This window comes from Catellicoccus marimammalium M35/04/3 (assembly GCF_000313915.1).
Classification (GTDB): domain Bacteria; phylum Bacillota; class Bacilli; order Lactobacillales; family Catellicoccaceae; genus Catellicoccus; species Catellicoccus marimammalium.
Genome location: NZ_AMYT01000008.1, coordinates 14853 through 30502 on the forward strand (window position 1 = coordinate 14853; position 15650 = coordinate 30502).

Genomic DNA, 15650 nt, shown 5'->3' on the forward strand with positions numbered 1-15650 from the left:
AATTTTATTGTTCTCCTTTCTTCTTTGGAATCGGTAGCGCTAAAATAAAGACTGTACTTAGAACAAGTAAAGCTCCAATTACTTGTGTGCCTGTAAAACTTGTACCTAAAAAGAGAACTGCTCCTAAAGTTGCTGAAGCTGGTTCAAAGGAAGCAAGAAGTCCAGCTGAAGTAGCAGAAATATATTTCAAACTTGTTGTAAAACAAATATAAGAAAGAACGGTTCCAAATAAGACAATAAAAATTAATGCACTAATTGTCATTCCATTCATTTCTGGAGTATTTTCCCAAAATGGATGAATAATAGAAAATAACAAACCACCAAATAACATGCCCCATCCTAATAAAGTAAAGGAACTATATTTCTTTAATAATTGTACAGGTAACATCGTTTGCATCGCGCCACCAAAGGCTAATAATAATCCAAAAATTAAAGCTTTCTTTGTAATCGCTAACGTTCCATGTTGAGTCACTAACAAATAAGTACCAATAATTGCTACGACTACCGCAATCCATTCGTTGCGATTGGGCCACTTATGATAAACAAAGATAGTAAAAATGATAATCATAATTGTACCTAAGCTTTGCAAAATCGTTGCTGTTCCAGCATCACTGGCTTTAATGGTTAAAAAATACATATATTGAACCAAAGCTAATCCAACATAAGCATATAATAGTAATTGAATCGTATCTTTTTTATTTTTAAAGGGACCAAAAATGGCTTTTTTTTCTTTCCAAGCAGTAAATAACAAAATTAAAATTCCAGCTAAGGTCATCTTCACACCCATCAGCCATTCGGTTGGGAGTGTAATTTCTTGGAATAAAAATTGGGAAATCGGTCCTTGAATCCCCCAACATAAAGCACCAATAATCGCTAATAGTACTCCTTTTTGTTTTTCTTTCATATCATTTCTCCTCTCTATTTATTTATTTTATCACGTTTCACAAAAAACGCTTTTATCCCAACAAAAAAAGTTGGAAGAAATCTTCCAACTTTTAGTCATCTATTTCATCTAATTCTTTTTCTACAGATATCACTTTGCCAGTCCCACTATCAATTTTAACTTCTGCTTCTTCTATTTTCCCATCTTCCATTCTTTTTAGATCAATGGTATAAATAGGAGGCTCACCTATTTGCTCTAATTCCAATTGCCAAGAAGTAGGGATTCCCCCTACTTTCTTTTTCGCAAAAGAAATTGCTTTTTTAGGGTTAAGACGAATAGAAGAAAAATTCATAGTTCTGTTATCATATTCTTCCTCTTGTTCTGTATATAATAACTTTTTAGTTTGAGCATTAAAAATTCCTTCCCATTCTGCTGCTCTTTTTTGAAGCTTAATTTGGTAAACGGGTTGATTCCCTTCGTATTCAACCTTAACTTCCAACAATTCTCCTTTTTCTTGTTCCTTTATCTTTTTAATAAAATCTAAATCAGTATATGGCTCGATACTTCTAACTTCATTTTTAAGAATAGACGTTTCATCTATACTTTGCGAATCATCCCTAATTTCGCTATTAGAGGACAAAGAAGAATCATTCAGCGCTTTTTTTGATTGACGAATAGCTGAAAGGTTCTTATTTAATTCTCTACTTTCATATAAAATAACTCCTAAGATCCCTGCACAAATGAATAGAGAAATAATAGTAATCCATAACGTTTTTAATTTCATTTTTTCCCTTTATACATACATACTATAATTATTTTCCAGAAGAACCAAAGCCATTAGTTCCTCGTGTTGTTTCTGTAGAAAAATCTTCACATTCAACAACAGAGAAAGGATAAATCTTTTCAATGATTAATTGAGCAATACGATCTCCTTTGTGAATCGTATACTCTTCTCCTAAATTATGAACAATGACTAATAATTCTCCTCGATAATCAGAATCAATCGTTCCTTGTAATACCATTAATCCTGTTTTGGTGGTTAATCCACTTCTCCCTCGGATTTCACCACCAAATCCTTGAGGAAACATACAAGCAATCCCAGTACGAATGCAAGTTCTTTCTCCAGTTCTTAACGTTCTATCTTCTACTGAATATAGATCAAACCCACTATCTGTAATGTGATTTTTTTGTGGTAAAACAGCCTCTGGAACGAGTTTTTTGACTTTTAATTCCATAACTTTCTCCTAACGACAAGCATTGGCATTAATATATCCACGCCATTGATTATTTTCATCGTATAATGAATAATATGTAGAACCATTAATATGATGATATAGTCCTTTTGCTAAATAAGTTTTATTATAAAGATTTTTACTTTTATCTTTCACATCTTTGAATTGCTTAAGCTCGCGCCAAACATTATAACTATCTTTTACCACAGTTACATCTTTACCATATGGTATATAAACTCCTTTAGGTTCTTCAGCTTCATTTATTGCTCTAGAATCTACATATCCACACCATTGATTATCGTCATTATAAAGTGAATAATAAACAGAACCATTAATATGTTTATACCAACCTTTTACTAAATAAGTTTTTTGATAAGCATTTTCAATTGGTTGTTTGATTGTTTTGAATTCCTCTAATTCACGCCAAATATTATAATTTTTCTTCATTACCGTAGCATATACCTTTGTATCATGCCATACTCCCTTAGGCATATCTGCCCATGATAAAGCATCAGTATTAATATATCCATGCCAATTACCATCTGAATCATATAATGAAGCATAATAACTTCCATTGTAATGGGCATAAACCCCACGTACTTTATAAGTTTGATTAACTAAATTAGAACTATTATCCATAATCGTATTAAAATTATCAATATTACGCCAAATATTGTAATTTTCTTTAATGATAGAAGCATACGGTTTAGTTCCAGTAATCATTTCTCCTCGTGGATTCTCTTTTTCTATCACATCATTTTTACGAACATATCCATGCCATTGATCTTCTTGATCATATAAAGAATAATAACGGATGCCATCAACATCATAATACCCTTTGATTTTCCATGTATGATTACTTAATTGTTCTGTTGTACCCACTTTTGTTAATGGTGCTAATTTATTATAGCGAGGAGCATCATTTTTCAAAATTGTTGCATAAGCTTTATAGTGATGAAATTCTGGTTTTTCTTCTGGTTTTGCCTCTGGCTTAACTTCTGGTTTAGTTGTAGATTTTCCTGTGAAACGACCCGTATAATCAATATTTCCATCGATATAACCTGTATAATCATTTCCTGATGGTAAACGCATTGTTGAAGTGAATTGCCATGCCTCTACAGATCCTTTAAACCATAAATTATTCGCAGATGGAGAATATGGATAAGCCGCCATCCAAATACTATCTGCTCCTAATACGTTGCGGTCTAATACCCCTGTATCAAACCAATTTTGATAGCCATAGTGTAAAACACTTTGAATTCCATGGGTACGAATTAAACGTAAGGCAAAATAAACAGAATTTTGTGTTGTATATCCATTATTACATCCTGCATCTTCAATATCGTTAACCATTAACGTATTATTACCTAATCCTAATTGGCGAGCATATTGAACAAAGTAATCTGCTTCTGCTTCTGCTTGAGCCTTATTTTTAAAACGAGAAAAATGATAGACAGACACTTTCATTCCCGCTTTTTTAGCCATAGAGATTTGTTGTCCAGCATAAGGGTTACGATAAGACGTTCCCTCTGTTAATTTTACAACTACTCCTTTAACGCCACGAGCCTTTAGTGTATTGTAATCTCGTTGAGTCATTGCGCCTTGGTAAGAAGATACATCAATAAAATCTTGGCGAGGACGTGATTTATCCCCAACCGTGAAGACATCACACCCTTGTCGCCCTTTAGGAATAAAACTTCCCATTGTATGGTTTCCAGCTTTTTCTGGCTTAGCATCGCGAACCGCCTTTGTTTCTGGCTTCATCGTTAATAACTTACCATTATAAAAAACTGTCTCTCCTTTTTTTGAAGTAGATGTTGTTTCTGTTGTCACTTCTTTTGTTGTATCTTTTTCTTTTGCTTGAGCTACCATTGGTACACCCAATAAAAACGTACTAATCAATAATGTTGAATAATATTTTTTCATAATTACCTCTCTTACTCTTTAATCCTATAAACATTTCTCATACGTTTATTATAGTATAATTGCTCTGTCAAAGATTACTAATTATTAGAAAAATCACGGCAAAAAATGAAAAAAAAAGAGAGAACACTTCTCTCTTCTTTGTAAGGCGGATGAAGGGAATCGAACCCTCGAATGCCGGAGCCACAATCCGGAGCGTTAACCACTTCGCCACATCCGCCATATTTATATTTGGGTAATGCTCCCTGCCAGAATTGAACTGGCGTTACCGGGTTACGAATCCGATGTTCTACCACTAAACTAAGGGAGCATTTCTGTTATTTATTATAGCATACTCTTGAAATTGTGCAAGAATTTTTTGGTAAAAAAATTCAGTAAGGAAAATTCCCTACTGAACTATTTTTATAAAAATGGTCTTTTTACTCCAGCGATAACATTTCGCTGAGCATTACGAATTGGTCAAACCACAACTTTTGGTGGCCAACTTTCGATTACTTTATCATTTCCTAGATAAATTGCTACATGCCAAATCGTTTGTGTCCCTGGCTGATAATAGAAAATTAAGTCTCCTCGTTGGCGTTCTTGATAAGAAACTCGTTTTAATTTTGGGGAAGCCCATAAATTTCTAGAATTATATTCGTTTCCTGGGAATGCATGATGAATAGAACTGATTGGTGCAGGATCAATGCCTCCTGCATATAGTGCTTGCATCACTAACCTTGAGCAATCTACACCATATTTTGGACTAGATGAAGCTCCTTACAAATATTTATTTCCTAAATATTTATAGGCTTGTTGAATCATTGCTTCAATATGTTTTTGACGATTATCCCAAGCATGAGCTTGTAATGGAGCTACATAGGCATCAATTTCTTTCCAACTTTTTGCTGAATAACCTAGTTTCGTCCACATTTTTTCTTTTTAACTCTCCTTTATTTTAAAGGAATACAAAATTCACATAAATTTGATGCTATTTTTGGAAAAGTATATCGTTCAATGATTGGCTTTGAATCATCTAATACTAAATCAGCAGTTAAGGTTTGGATATTTTCCCAAAACTCTGATATCGCTTTTTCATCATGTTCAACTTCAAATACAGCATATTGACCATTATCAATATTACGAATCGGTAAATTATAATCAATATTTTCATCTGAGATGATCATACCTACATCATAACGCTGATTTTCTTTTGAAACATATAGAGGATTATCTAATGCTATACCAAGTATAATTGTTCTTTCATCCAATAATTCCTGATGTTCCAAATGTAATTTGAATTTTTCCATCAAGGATTTATTTTCTAAACCATATTCACCAATTCTGCGCATGTATGCTATTTTAATATCTTTAAATTCTTCAATTTTCAAGTTATTTCCTCCTACTTCAAGTAAGTATCAAGCTTGATAAATTAACAATAAATTGATTTAAAATGAATTTCAATAAATTTTTTAAAATATAACCCTCATTAATATTAATCCAATCTATTTTCTCCAAAATACTAATATATAATAAAAAAATCTTCGCAATAACTTTTGCGAAGACTTTTCGTTTATTTTTTCTCAATTCGATATTCTTTTTCTAATTCATGAGCTAAAAAATTGATTCGTTTTAAAATTTCTTTTCTCGTCACAATCCCTAAAAACACATTCTTTTCATCGACTACCGGTAGGAAGTTAAAATGAACCATTTCTCGTAATAATTGGGCATCGTCATATCCTTGCACCAAAACATTATTTTTTCGATCCATCACATCTTCTACTTTTAGTGTTTTCATTTTTTCTCCAGAGATTTCATCCCAATCTAGTAAATCTCCCATAATGGTTGATAAACCGATCGTTCCAGCAAATTTTCCGTCATCATCAATTACTGGGATTCGATTATATCCCAAACTAGATAACACTAATGCAGCATGCATTACAGAATGTTCTGGCATAACGTGAGCTACATTTTCAGCTGGAATTAAAAGCTCTTCTGGAAATAAATAGTGAGTCACTACAGGTCCAATCATTGACGGTCTGCTCTCTTTCTTTTTATTTTTCAACAGTTCTAATATACTACAAAAAGAAATTTTTTGCTTTTGTTTTTTCTAAGATTCAATTAATTTTATTATTTTTTTAGGAATCTCTACAAAAGATTGAGCGTTCATTTCTTTTTTCACCTGACGAAATTCTTTTTCTGGCGTTGCTTGCGTTTTTTTATAAAAAGCATGTAAAAGGTAATAATCTTGTTGCTCCACTTGGAAAAATAAACGATAATTCCCTAGGCGCATTTTATAAAGATTATTATACCCTGTCCTTTGTTTTGGTGTTTTTTTTACTAACGGTCTTTCTAAAGGTAGAGTCTTCTCTTGCATTTGCGATAAAGTGTGTAGCATTTTTTGATAGGTACTTTTTTCTTGATGAGCTACTTCTTCTAACCACTCAATGATGGGTAGATTCCCTTTGCGATCTTGATAACAATAAATCATTGGTCTTCCCTCTCTCATAAAAAGAAAAAATGTAGCTAAGCTACATTTTTTCTAATCTTCTAATCCGATTTGTTCACGAACAACTTCGGCAATTTTTTCTACATAATAATGAACTTTATCTTTTGTTGGTGCTTCTGCCATTACACGTAATAATGGTTCTGTTCCTGAAGGACGAACTAAAATACGCCCATCACCATTCATTTCTTCTTCTGCTTCGGCAATTACTGCTGCAATTTCTGGATTTTCTAAGGCATGATACTTATCTGTGACACGAATATTCACTAATTCTTGTGGATATTCTTCTACTTCACTAGCTAATTCAGATAATTTCTTACCTGTCTGTTTCATTACGTTCATTAATTGAATTCCAGTTAACAATCCGTCTCCTGTTGTATTGTAGTCTAAGAAGATAATATGACCTGATTGTTCTCCACCAAAATTATAATGATGATTACGCATTTCTTCTACTACGTAACGATCTCCTACTTGAGTCGCAACAGATTTCATTCCTGCATTTTCTAGTGCTTTATAGAATCCAAGATTACTCATTACTGTAGAAACAATCGTACTTTCATGAAGGCGATTATTTTCATTCATGTATTTACCACAAATGTACATAATTTTATCACCATCGACTAAGTTTCCTAACTCATCTACAGCAATACAGCGGTCTCCATCTCCATCAAAAGCTAAACCTAAATCGGCACCTTCTTCTACGACCATTTTTGCTAAAGCTTCTGGATGAGTAGAACCTACACCATCATTGATGTTTAATCCATCAGGTTGCATTCCCATTGTATAAAAATCTGTTTCTAAATCAGCAAATAAACGATTCACAATCGTTGAAGTTGCTCCGTTTGCTGCGTCTAAACAAACAGTTAATCCAGACAAATCTTCATTAATCGTTTGTGTTAAGAATTGTGCATATTTCAATAATCCTTCTGGGAACTCATCAACCGTTCCTAAACCTTCTGCTGATGGACGTGGTAATTCATCCACTTCGGCATCTAATAAAGCTTCAATTTCTGCTTCTTGTTCATCTAATAATTTGTATCCGTCTGGACCAAAGAATTTAATTCCATTGTCACAAGCTGGATTATGTGATGCTGAAATCATTACACCAGCATCTGCATTTTGTGTACGTGTTAAATACGCTACAGCAGGTGTTGAGACAACTCCTAATTGAAAAACTTCAATCCCTACAGATAATAATCCAGAAATTAGGGCTTGTTCTAACATTTGTCCAGAAATACGTGTATCTCTTGCCACTAAAACTAAAGGACGACGACTAGGATCTACGTGATGTTGTGTTAACACAAATCCTCCACAACGTCCTAATTTAAAGGCTAATTCTGGTGTTAACTCTTGGTTAGCTACACCACGAACACCATCTGTACCAAAATATTTTCCCATTATCTAAACCTCTCTTAATTACGTATTCCGTTTCAACTGCGGAATAATAGTTACCGCAACGGAATGAGTGTCGCTTTCTACTCCTTCTGGTAGAGAAAGACTTACTTTTCTTGTTAGTGTTTTATCCACATTGTCTATATTAACATAAACATTCACGTTATGAATAGACTTCAAGACATTCATTTTTCCTTGTAAAGTAATCTCTTGGGTATCACATAAGAATTGATAATTTTCAATTCCTTTCGCAGGCGTCCCACTTTGTAGTAAATTCAAAGGTACCTTTTTATGTGGACGATCTACCTTGACAGACACAATCGCATGTTTTGGATTACAATCCACTTTTACTTCCTGACCATTGAAATCATAAGCTTTAATGACTCCTTGTTCTTGGAAATCATTTTTAATTCCACTTTGATCAGGCAACATAACCATTACTTTTTGGATTTTATTCATATCTTGAGTCGAAGTACTAATTTTTACCGTTTTAGGTTGAATCGAAATATTTTGAATTTCCATTCCTTTTTCTAACCATTTTTCATTGACATTGGTTTGTAATGAAAAATTACGTTGTTCTTTATTTGCAATAGTCACTGTAATTTTCTTTGTACCAAGACTAGCTTTTAGTGCTGAATTCAAATTTTTCACCGTTAAAGGAACGACATAAGTTCCTGGAGTATAATTTTGTAAATCAGCTACAACAGAAAAATGTCTTGTTTGTCGATTCGTTTCTGCATCTAAAGCTACTCGATTTTTTGAAGATAGACGAACAGATACATCAGAAACTTCCGCATTTACAAAATATTTATCCTTATCATATTCTAGTTCAATCGGCACATTAGAAATCGTTTCTGTATAGACATCAGTTCCTTTTGATTCTTGGAAAGTTACTTCTTGATTCGAATGATTGGCATTGAAGAAAAGAAGTAAGGCAAAAAAGAGAGAAATAAATAAATAAAACCATTTACTTTGACTAAATTTACCCACGTTTGCGTCCCCCTTTATTGCGTAATTGTTCCCAAATGGAAGGATTTGCTTCTTCTTCAACAATTAATTCTTGGCGTAAAATTTTCAAATACATTTCTTGAGATAAGTCGTTATACATTTCTCCATTAAGAGTAATACTTACATTCCCTGTCTCTTCTGAAACAACAATCGTTACCGCATCGCTAACTTCACTAATTCCTACCGCAGCACGATGTCGAGTTCCATATTCTTTAGGAATGGTTGTTCTTTCTGATAAAGGTAAATAAGCACAAGCAACAGCAATATGATCTTCACGAATAATTACTGCTCCATCATGAAGAGGAGTATTCGGAATAAAAATATTAATTAATAGCTCGCCAGAAATATCCGCATCAATGGGAATCCCTGTTTCAATATATTCTTCTAAATCTACTTTTCTTTGAATCGTAATCAATGCCCCAATACGACGTTTAGACATATATTGGATTGCTTTATCATACGCTAAGATAATCGCATCTTCTTTATTTTTCCACCCTGCCTGGGTTTTCTTTTTAAATAATTTAAAACGTCCTAGATGTTCCAGTCCTTTACGAATTTCTGGTTGGAAAATAACAATTGCTGCAATCACCCCGTACGTGATAAATTGGTCCATTAACCAAGAAATCGTATTTAATCCAATCCATCCACTAACCATTCGAATGACTAAGATCAAAGCAACTCCTTTAACAACTTGAATCGCTTTTGTTCCTTTGAGTAACATAATGGTTTTATAAACGATGAACCAAACTAACAAAATATCTAAGATATTAATCCAAAAATGAGTGTTAAACACTTGAGCTTTCAAAAGCTCAAGTATTTGTACAATTTGTTGTTCCATATTTTTACGACTACCTTTTATTCCTATTGATTTTCTAAAGGTAGCTTTTCCTTTCTTCATCGTCTGTCTGTTTTTATCATTTCTTTTTCTTACGACTCATAAATCATCCGACAAAAATAACTCTTCAGAATACAACTCTATTCTTCCTTCAATAGTTTTTTACGTAGTTTTTCTTCTGAACCAGCTAAACTTGCATAATAGAAGAATCGATGAATCGCTTGTTGCGCTGTCTTTTCATATAATTGTTCTGCTACTTCTGGATTTACTGATTTCAAAGCCACAAAGCGTTGTTGTAACATCAAGTAATCTTTTAACGTATCAAATTTTGGACGTTTATAATCTAATGTCAATGGTTGTTTTCCTTTTTCTTTTGCCCAAGGTTGATAGCGATATAAAGACCAATATCCAGAAGAAACTGCTAAATCTGCTTGTTCTTTGGCACTATGCATACCTCCCTTTAATCCATGAGCAATACATGGAACAAAGGCAATAATTAAGGAAGGACCATTATAATTTTCTGCTTCTTCAATGGCTTTTAGTGTTTGTACAGGATGTGAATTTAAAGAAATTTGAGCAACATAAACATTTTCATAAGTCATAGCCATAGCTCCCAAATCTTTCTTTCCTGCATATTTTCCTTGAGCAGAGAACTTCGCAATGGCTGCTGCTGGAGTTGCTTTTGAAGTTTGTCCTCCAGTATTAGAATAAACTTCGTTGTCCAATACTAGCATGTTGACATCGGCACCACTGGCAAGCACGTGGTCAATTCCACCAAAGCCAATATCATAGGCCCAACCATCTCCACCAACAAGCCAATACGTTGGTTTTACAAAATCTTCTTTTTGTGTATATAAATGAGCTAATCGTTCATTTTCATCTTTTTCTTGTTCTAATTGAGCAATTAATTTTGTAGCTCGTTGTTTTGTTCCTTCACTGTCTAAATAGTGATCTTTCCAATCTTGTAAAAGAGCTCGTAAGGTTTCTGAACCTAAGTTGTCTTGAATAATTTCTTCCACTTCTTTTGCTAGTTCATCGCGACGAAGTTTACTTGCACTATACATTCCATATCCAAATTCAGCATTATCTTCTAGTAATGAATTACTCCATGTTGCCCCCGTACCATCTTCTTTTGTGGTATATGGAGTCGTTGGTGCACTTGCTCCCCAAATAGAAGAACATCCAGTAGCGTTTGCGATACGTAAACGATCTCCATAAAGTTGAGTCAATAACTTAACATAAGAAGTTTCTCCACACCCAGAACAAGCACCGGAAAATTCCACTAACGGTTTTTGTAACTGGCTACGAGCAACGGTCATTTTGTCATAATCAAAAGTTTTTTGTTTTAACGTCATTGCAAAAGCCCAGTTCATTGCTTGCTCCCTTTGTTCTTCATAAGGACGCATTTCTAAAGCTTTTCCTTTGGCAGGACAAGCTTCAACACACAATCCACAACCTGTACAATCTTCTAAAGAAACTTGGATACGATAATATAATCCATCTTCTCCCTTCATAACAGAGCTTACAAATCCTTCAGGTGCTTCTTCTTTTTCTTCTTCATCCATAACAAATGGACGAATCGCTGCGTGTGGGCAAATAAACGCACACTCATTACATTGAATACAACGATCTTTATTCCAAACTGGAATTTCTAGAGCAATTCCTCGTTTTTCATAGGCAGCAGTACCTAATGGCAAGGCTCCTCCATCCATTTCATTTCGTTGTAAATCTTCAACACTCAATTGGTCTCCTTTTTGTGCCAACATTGGTGTTACAATTTCATCCACAAATTGAGAACCGGTAGATTCTTTTTTCTCCGTAATTTCTAGTGCTAACCATTCTTCTTTTGGATAATGCACTTCTTTTGCAGCTCCAGCTGCTGCCGCAATGGCTTGTTGGTTTTGTTCTACTACTCCTTTGGCTTTTCTAGCATACATTTTTTCCATTGCATCATTTAACAAGGCAATATATTTTTCTTGTGGGAAAATTTGTAAACAATCAAAGAAAGAAGTAATCATAATTGTATTAATTTTGCGTTCTAATCCAACTTCTTTCGCTAGTGCAAAAGCATTGATGATATATAGATGAGCATTTTTTTCTGCTAACGCTTTTTTCATTCGTTTTGGCAAATGCTTCATCACTTGTTCTTCATTCCAATAGGTATTTAATAGGAAGATTCCGTTTTCTTTCAAGTCATCAACCATATCATATAGACGCAAATAAGAAGCATTATGACAAGCTACTAAATCTGCTTGATGAACTAAATAGTTTGAAGAAATCGGATGATCTGAAATTCGCGCATGGGAAACAGTCAATCCACCTGATTTTTTTGAATCATAAGCAAAAAATCCTTGGACAAAAGAATCGGTCTCATTTCCAATCATTTTTAATGCTGATTTCACTGCTCCAACCGTACCATCGGAACCAAAGCCCCAGAATTTTGCTTGATAAGCTTCTGGACTGGTTAAATCAATTTCTTCTAAGATAGGTAATGAAAGATGAGTGACATCATCTTCAATACCGATAGTAAAGCGTTTTTTCGCTTCTTTTCCCTTCTCTAATTCATGAAAGACTGCTAAAATTTGTCCTGGTGTTGTTTCTTTTGAAGCCAATCCATAACGACCACCAATAATTAATGGACGAATTTCTGATTCATATAAAGCACTTTGAACATCTAATAATAAAGGTTCTCCTTGGCTTCCAGGTTCTTTGGTTCGATCTAAAACTGCAATGCCTTTTACTGTTTTTGGTAAGGCTTCAATTAAAGATTGTGCAGGGAATGGGCGATAAAGACGAATGGTAATCATTCCTACTTTTTCCCCTTTATCTAATAAATCATCCACTGTCTGACGAATCGTTTGTTCTACAGAACCTAAAGCAATGACTACTTTGATTGCATCTTCTGCACCATAATATTCCACAGGAGCATAAGAAGTACCACAACGACGATTAACTTCTTCATATAATGCTTTCAATTCATCTTCTACTTTTAGATAAGTCGTATTTGCTAATTCTTTTTGTTGGAAGTGAATATCACTATTTTGTGCACTTCCTTGAATTACTGGACGTTCATTACTTAATCGACGATCATAAAAACGTTGATAATCTTCCCAAGGGAACATCTCTTCTAATTCTTTTTCTTCCCAAGTTTGAATTTTTTGTAATTCATGACTGGTTTGGAAACCATCAAAGAAGTGAATCACTGGCAATTGAGCTTTCAATGCTAAATAGTGAGCAACAGGAGATAAGTCCATGACTTCTTGCACCGTATTACTACATAACATAATCGCTCCTGCTTGGCGCACTGCCATTACGTCACTATGGTCCCCAAAAATACTTAACGCACTTGTGGCAACCGTACGACTAGCTACTTGGAAAACTCCAGGTAAATTTTCTCCTACCATTTTATAAAGGTTTGGAATCATCAGTAATAAGCCTTGCGACGAAGTATAGGTCACAGCTAAACTTCCTGCTTGTAATGCTCCATGCATTGCGGCTGCCGCCCCAGCTTCTGACTGCATTTCTGTTACGAGTAATGGATGGCCAAAAATATTTTTTTTCTGTTGTGCAGACCATTGATCACTCCATTCTGCCATTGGTGAGCTTGGTGTGATGGGATAAATCATGGCTACATCACTTAGTTGGTAAGAAACAGATGCTGCTGCTTCATTTCCATCCATGACTTTAAATTTTCGCATGTTATCGCCTCCGTATATATTTCTTCCTTTATTATAGTACATTTGTCCAGTGATACGAAAAAAAGAAAAATTTTCTTTTCCTTATTTTTTCTCACATTTTCTTCTTTTTTTCTCATTTATGTAAAAAAGAGCATAAAGATACGAAAAAAATTGGAAAGCCTTTGTATTCGTTATCAATTCACAAAGAGTGATAAAATAAAGACGGACAAAGATGAATATGAAAACGAAAGAGAAAGGAATATTAAGCAATTATGACTTTTAAAAATTTTAAACATCATCATTTCATAATTATTTTTTGTTGTATGTTGCTGCAAATGTTTCCCTTTGGAATGGCGCAAGAAATTTCGCCACTATTTATCCACTACTTACATCGAGACTTTGCTTTTAACATTGCAAGCATTGGATTAATTTTTACTTTTGGTTCCATTGCTTCATCGATTGCTTCTCCAGTAGTAGGGAAATTATTTGATAAGCTACCAACACCAAGATTAATGTTTGCAGGGATTTGTATTACCTCTTTAGGGTTATATATCAATGCCTTTTCTACTCATTTATGGCAATTTTATTTAGCTAATGCCATTATGCAAGTCGGAGTCATTTTATTCTCTGCTCTTGGGATTCCATATTTAATCGGAAAATGGTTTGATAAAGATGAAAAACCATTAGCGTTAGGAATTGCTTTTGCCGGTGGATCTATTGGGAACTTCTTTTGGCAACCTATCATTTCTAACTTATTAGCAGCTTGGCCCTTACATCGTGTTTACTTTGTTTGTGCTAGCATCGCTTTATTTACCGGAATTGGAATTGTTTTATTATTACGCATTAAGAAATCAGAAAAAGTAAAATCTATGATGCAACACGAATCCCTTCCTTTATGTGGGATTGGATTTGACCGCACAAAACACTTACCTGCTTTCTGGATTTTAGCTAGTTCAATGATTTTTCTTGGCTTAAACGTAGCCGCTCAATCGAGTCAATATGCCAATTTCTTTGAATATTGCAAATTCACACCAAAAACGATTGGTTTAATCGGCTCTGCTTTTGCCATTGCTGCTTTATTAGGAAATATTTTTGGTGGAGCTTTAATCTCTAAATGTGGATTATTAAACGGAGGACGAGTTGCTTTCTTCTTACAATTCTTCTCTGCAGCTTCTATGTTGACCTTAAACTTTATGCCAAAAGCAGGTTTTGGTTTCTTATGGGCTATTCTTTATGGATTATCTGGATATATCTATATGTCTGCACCTGCTGTTATGGTACAAACTCTATTTGGTATGCGTCAATCCAGTCAAATTCTTGCTTGGGTAAATATCTTCTTTGCAGTTGGATTTGCTTCAGGTAATGTACTATTTGGTCTTTTTGTTGATAAATTAGGCTTCAAGATGGCTTGGATTTTCATTTTAATCTTTATCATCATTTGCTATAGTTTGATGTTAACGATGATTCGAAAAATTGGTGCTCATCATTATGCCGATAGAAAACCGAAATAATTTTTTATATTTTGAGCAAATTAATAGCCAGACTTAAAAATATAATATATAAGTATTATATAGAAGAATTCAGAAGTCATTCTGATTTCAGCTAATTTTTTGAAGAGGTGATAACTATGTCATTAGTAGGAAAAACTGTAGAAGAATTTGAATTATCAGCATACAAAAAAGGAGCTGACGATTTTGTAAAAGTAACTGCGGAAGATATGAAAGGTCATTGGAGCGTATTAATGTTCTACCCTGCAGACTTTACTTTCGTTTGCCCAACAGAATTAGAAGACTTACAAGATCAATATGCAGACTTAAAAGCAATTGGTGTTGAAGTATATTCATGTTCAGCAGATACTCACTTCGTACATAAAGCTTGGGCCGATGCTCCAGATAGTGGTATCGATAAATTAGAATACACTATGATTGGTGACCCAGCTCATAAATTAATTTCTATGTTCGATGTTTTAGATGAAGAATCAGGTTTAGCTCAACGTGGTACTTTCATTATTGACCCTGAAGGTAAAATTCAAGCAATGGAAGTAAACGCAGATTCAATTGGACGTGATGCTTCTCAATTAGTAACTAAAATCAAAGCTGCTCAATATGTAGCTGCTCACCCAGGTGAAGCTTGCCCTGCAAAATGGAAAGAAAATGCAGCAACATTAACACCAGGTATTGATTTAGTTGGTAAATTATAATTTTTAAACTCGAGG

At 34.1% G+C, this 15650-nt stretch carries 13 protein-coding genes, 2 tRNA genes and 1 pseudogene; 2 read left to right on the forward strand and 14 right to left on the reverse strand.

The features are described from left to right. Positions 1 to 4: 4 nt before the first annotated feature. The 14 genes and pseudogenes from C683_RS01125 to nifJ all read right to left on the reverse strand — a co-directional run bounded on the left by C683_RS01125 (position 5) and on the right by nifJ (position 13456). On the reverse strand, positions 5 to 904 hold the full coding sequence (locus tag C683_RS01125; RefSeq protein ID WP_009488497.1) for a DMT family transporter: 900 nt from the start codon (positions 902 to 904) through the stop codon (positions 5 to 7). Positions 905 to 995: 91 nt separating this feature from the next. Beyond that, the gene (locus tag C683_RS01130; protein ID WP_040388546.1) at positions 996 to 1667 is read right to left on the reverse strand and encodes a PepSY domain-containing protein; all 672 of its coding nucleotides are present in this window, start codon (positions 1665 to 1667) and stop codon (positions 996 to 998) included. A gap of 28 nt (positions 1668 to 1695) precedes the next feature. Next, the gene (gene dut / locus C683_RS01135) at positions 1696 to 2118 is read right to left on the reverse strand and encodes a dUTP diphosphatase (protein WP_009488499.1); all 423 of its coding nucleotides are present in this window, start codon (positions 2116 to 2118) and stop codon (positions 1696 to 1698) included. A gap of 9 nt (positions 2119 to 2127) precedes the next feature. Next, positions 2128 to 4041, reverse strand: a complete 1914-nt coding sequence (locus tag C683_RS06325; protein ID WP_009488500.1) for a GH25 family lysozyme — start codon at positions 4039 to 4041, stop codon at positions 2128 to 2130. Positions 4042 to 4185: 144 nt separating this feature from the next. After that, positions 4186 to 4258: transfer RNA gene (locus C683_RS01145), tRNA-His, on the reverse strand. 19 nt (positions 4259 to 4277) lie between these two features. Further along, positions 4278 to 4348, reverse strand: a tRNA-Thr gene (locus C683_RS01150). A gap of 149 nt (positions 4349 to 4497) precedes the next feature. Then, positions 4498 to 4953, reverse strand: a pseudogene (locus C683_RS01155) (C40 family peptidase); the annotation flags it as partial. Positions 4954 to 4970: 17 nt separating this feature from the next. After that, a complete protein-coding gene (locus C683_RS01160; protein WP_009488503.1) occupies positions 4971 to 5408 on the reverse strand; it encodes a GyrI-like domain-containing protein in 438 nt (145 codons plus the stop codon). A gap of 182 nt (positions 5409 to 5590) precedes the next feature. Then, the gene (gene cbpB / locus C683_RS01170) at positions 5591 to 6049 is read right to left on the reverse strand and encodes a cyclic-di-AMP-binding protein CbpB (RefSeq protein ID WP_009488504.1); all 459 of its coding nucleotides are present in this window, start codon (positions 6047 to 6049) and stop codon (positions 5591 to 5593) included. A 78-nt stretch (positions 6050 to 6127) separates the two neighbouring features. Further along, entirely contained in the window at positions 6128 to 6508 is a 381-nt protein-coding gene (locus C683_RS01175; RefSeq protein ID WP_009488505.1) for a type II toxin-antitoxin system RelE/ParE family toxin, read from the reverse strand. A gap of 51 nt (positions 6509 to 6559) precedes the next feature. Continuing rightward, positions 6560 to 7921 (reverse strand): phosphoglucosamine mutase, encoded by a 1362-nt coding sequence (gene glmM / locus C683_RS01180; protein WP_009488506.1) that lies wholly within the window; start codon positions 7919 to 7921, stop codon positions 6560 to 6562. A gap of 18 nt (positions 7922 to 7939) precedes the next feature. Then, positions 7940 to 8905, reverse strand: a complete 966-nt coding sequence (locus C683_RS01185) for a CdaR family protein (protein WP_009488507.1) — start codon at positions 8903 to 8905, stop codon at positions 7940 to 7942. After that, positions 8898 to 9761, reverse strand: a complete 864-nt coding sequence (gene cdaA / locus C683_RS01190; RefSeq protein ID WP_040388548.1) for a diadenylate cyclase CdaA — start codon at positions 9759 to 9761, stop codon at positions 8898 to 8900. Before cdaA ends, C683_RS01185 begins: the two co-directional genes overlap by 8 nt. A 137-nt stretch (positions 9762 to 9898) precedes the next feature. Continuing rightward, positions 9899 to 13456: a pyruvate:ferredoxin (flavodoxin) oxidoreductase gene (gene nifJ / locus C683_RS01195; RefSeq protein WP_009488509.1), complete on the reverse strand. Its 3558-nt coding sequence runs from the start codon at positions 13454 to 13456 to the stop codon at positions 9899 to 9901. Between the two features lie 251 nt (positions 13457 to 13707). Between nifJ and C683_RS01200 the strand changes: the two genes are divergently transcribed. After that, a complete protein-coding gene (locus C683_RS01200; protein WP_040388549.1) occupies positions 13708 to 14946 on the forward strand; it encodes a conjugated bile salt MFS transporter in 1239 nt (412 codons plus the stop codon). 116 nt (positions 14947 to 15062) lie between these two features. Further along, positions 15063 to 15635 carry an alkyl hydroperoxide reductase subunit C gene (gene ahpC, locus C683_RS01205; RefSeq protein ID WP_009488511.1) on the forward strand — a complete coding sequence of 191 codons (573 nt, stop codon included), beginning with the start codon at positions 15063 to 15065 and terminating at the stop codon, positions 15633 to 15635. Positions 15636 to 15650: the final 15 nt, after the last annotated feature.

What these genes read in the sequence shown, in the direction of transcription:
- C683_RS01125 (WP_009488497.1), bottom strand. Translation starts at nt 904, where the DNA reads ATGAAAGAAAAACAAAAAGGAGTACTATTAGCGATTATTGGTGCTTTA.
- dut (WP_009488499.1), bottom strand. Translation starts at nt 2,118, where the DNA reads ATGGAATTAAAAGTCAAAAAACTCGTTCCAGAGGCTGTTTTACCACAA.
- C683_RS01130 (WP_040388546.1), bottom strand. Translation starts at nt 1,667, where the DNA reads ATGAAATTAAAAACGTTATGGATTACTATTATTTCTCTATTCATTTGT.
- C683_RS06325 (WP_009488500.1), bottom strand. Translation starts at nt 4,041, where the DNA reads ATGAAAAAATATTATTCAACATTATTGATTAGTACGTTTTTATTGGGT.
- C683_RS01175 (WP_009488505.1), bottom strand. Translation starts at nt 6,508, where the DNA reads ATGATTTATTGTTATCAAGATCGCAAAGGGAATCTACCCATCATTGAG.
- C683_RS01200 (WP_040388549.1), top strand. Translation starts at nt 13,708, where the DNA reads ATGACTTTTAAAAATTTTAAACATCATCATTTCATAATTATTTTTTGT.
- cdaA (WP_040388548.1), bottom strand. Translation starts at nt 9,761, where the DNA reads ATGGAACAACAAATTGTACAAATACTTGAGCTTTTGAAAGCTCAAGTG.
- glmM (WP_009488506.1), bottom strand. Translation starts at nt 7,921, where the DNA reads ATGGGAAAATATTTTGGTACAGATGGTGTTCGTGGTGTAGCTAACCAA.
- nifJ (WP_009488509.1), bottom strand. Translation starts at nt 13,456, where the DNA reads ATGCGAAAATTTAAAGTCATGGATGGAAATGAAGCAGCAGCATCTGTT.
- cbpB (WP_009488504.1), bottom strand. Translation starts at nt 6,049, where the DNA reads ATGATTGGACCTGTAGTGACTCACTATTTATTTCCAGAAGAGCTTTTA.
- ahpC (WP_009488511.1), top strand. Translation starts at nt 15,063, where the DNA reads ATGTCATTAGTAGGAAAAACTGTAGAAGAATTTGAATTATCAGCATAC.